Source organism: Candidatus Omnitrophota bacterium, assembly GCA_013791745.1.
In the GTDB taxonomy this organism is placed as follows: Bacteria; CG03; CG03; order CG03; family CG03; genus CG03.
Genome location: VMTH01000185.1, coordinates 1 through 1,472, shown reverse-complemented (window position 1 = coordinate 1,472; position 1,472 = coordinate 1). Strand labels below are relative to the sequence as shown.

The window sequence follows — 1,472 nt, the reverse complement described above, 5'->3', positions numbered from 1 at the left end:
CATGAAGGATCTCCGGCTCATAGACAAAGTGGCCACCGGCGGACTTAAGCCGGATGTGACGATATACATGAAGTTGCCGTCAAGCAGCTCTCTGGGCAGGATAAAAAGAAAAAAAGACCGGCTCGAACTTGAAAAGGCGTCTTTCCACAAGAGGGTGAATGAAGGGTACAAACATATCTGCGCGCGCAATAAAAAACGGGTAAAGGTTGTGGACGCGGCGGGAAGCCAGAAACAGGTTCATGACAGAATCCTCAGAATCGCTGAAAAGTGTTTGAAAAAATAAACTGCCCGCCGGCCGTCGTCAGAACTCTTTCCGCCCAGATAAAGCTTGGCGCTGTAGCCGGAGCATATATATTCGCCGGGCCGGACAGGGACATCAAATATAAAACAGCGCTTGAATTTGTCAGGATACTCAACTGTAAATCGCCGCATTCCGGCATCGCTTGCGGAAATTGCGCGGGATGCCTCAGGCCCCTGCCTCAGACGCTCTTCTGCAGCAGAAAACCGGGCTGCGTGCAGGATCCGCCCTGTCATCTCTGCCTGACGCGCGACGGAAAGTCCAACATGGATTTTCTGCTGGTGACTTCGGATAAATCGCTGGGGATAGAACCCTGCAGGTATCTCATACATTTTATGACGAGAAAAAGCGCTCCGGGGGTGTTCAAGGCCGCGGTTATAAGAGAGAGTGAGATTTTGACTCCCGAGGCGGAAAACAGCCTGCTGAAAATCCTTGAGGAGCCTCCGGCGAACTGCCTGATAATCCTGATCACATCGTCGCTGCATTCTCTTTTACCGACGATCAGGTCGCGCTCGCAGATACTGCGTTTTCCACCGCAGGAGGAGACCTGCGAGGGAATAACGGAAAGCGATCTTGATCTGGCCCGTACGCTCGCTCAATTAAGGGATCTCGGCAGCTGGAAAGAATTGTTCGGAGAATTAAAAAAATTCCACGAGGTCCTCGCCGGAAAAAACAAAACCCCCGCTTCGGCGCGCCGCGAAAAGACCCACGCTTTCATAGAATCGCTCTTGCAGAAGGCCGCAACTGTGATGAGAGAAAAACCGTCTGAAAGGCTGTCTTATGAGATAGACTATATGCACGAGTGCTGTCAAATGCTGAAAAAACAGAGAATACCGAATGTCGTCCTCTCAAGAATGCTGATGAAGGGCATTCCTTCATTCCTGGAGGAGAATAAACAATGTTAGCGTCGGTGAAAGTCATGCTGCTGAGAGACAGGAGCACGGGTGTTTATTTGTGCGGCGAGGTGCCGGCCGCGCCCGGAGATCATGTGCTTGTTAAGACAGAACACGGAAAAGAGGCCGCCATATGCCTGACATCCGCTGAGAGCGCCGGGGATAGCCGGAAAAACGCGCCTCGCCTGCTTAAAAAGATGCTGCCGGAGGATATAAAAAAACTGAAAAAACTCGCCGATGAGGGAAAGGCGGCATTTAAAATCGTCAACGAGCTCGTCGCT

3 protein-coding genes are annotated in these 1,472 nt (G+C 51.5%); all 3 read left to right on the top strand.

All coding sequences use genetic code 11. From position 1 onward, the window contains the following. Position 1 precedes the first annotated feature (1 nt). Positions 2–283 (top strand): hypothetical protein, encoded by a 282-nt coding sequence (locus FP827_09610; protein MBA3053322.1) that lies wholly within the window; start codon positions 2–4, stop codon positions 281–283. Continuing rightward, positions 268–1,203 (top strand): hypothetical protein, encoded by a 936-nt coding sequence (locus FP827_09605; GenBank protein MBA3053321.1) that lies wholly within the window; start codon positions 268–270, stop codon positions 1,201–1,203. The genes FP827_09610 and FP827_09605 overlap by 16 nt, the downstream gene beginning before the upstream one ends. Further along, positions 1,197–1,472, top strand: a 276-nt coding sequence (locus FP827_09600; GenBank protein ID MBA3053320.1) for a hypothetical protein, incomplete at its 3' end; no start/stop codon positions are given. The genes FP827_09605 and FP827_09600, both read left to right, overlap by 7 nt.

What these genes read in the sequence shown, in the direction of transcription:
- FP827_09610 (MBA3053322.1), top strand. Translation starts at nt 2, where the DNA reads ATGAAGGATCTCCGGCTCATAGACAAAGTGGCCACCGGCGGACTTAAG.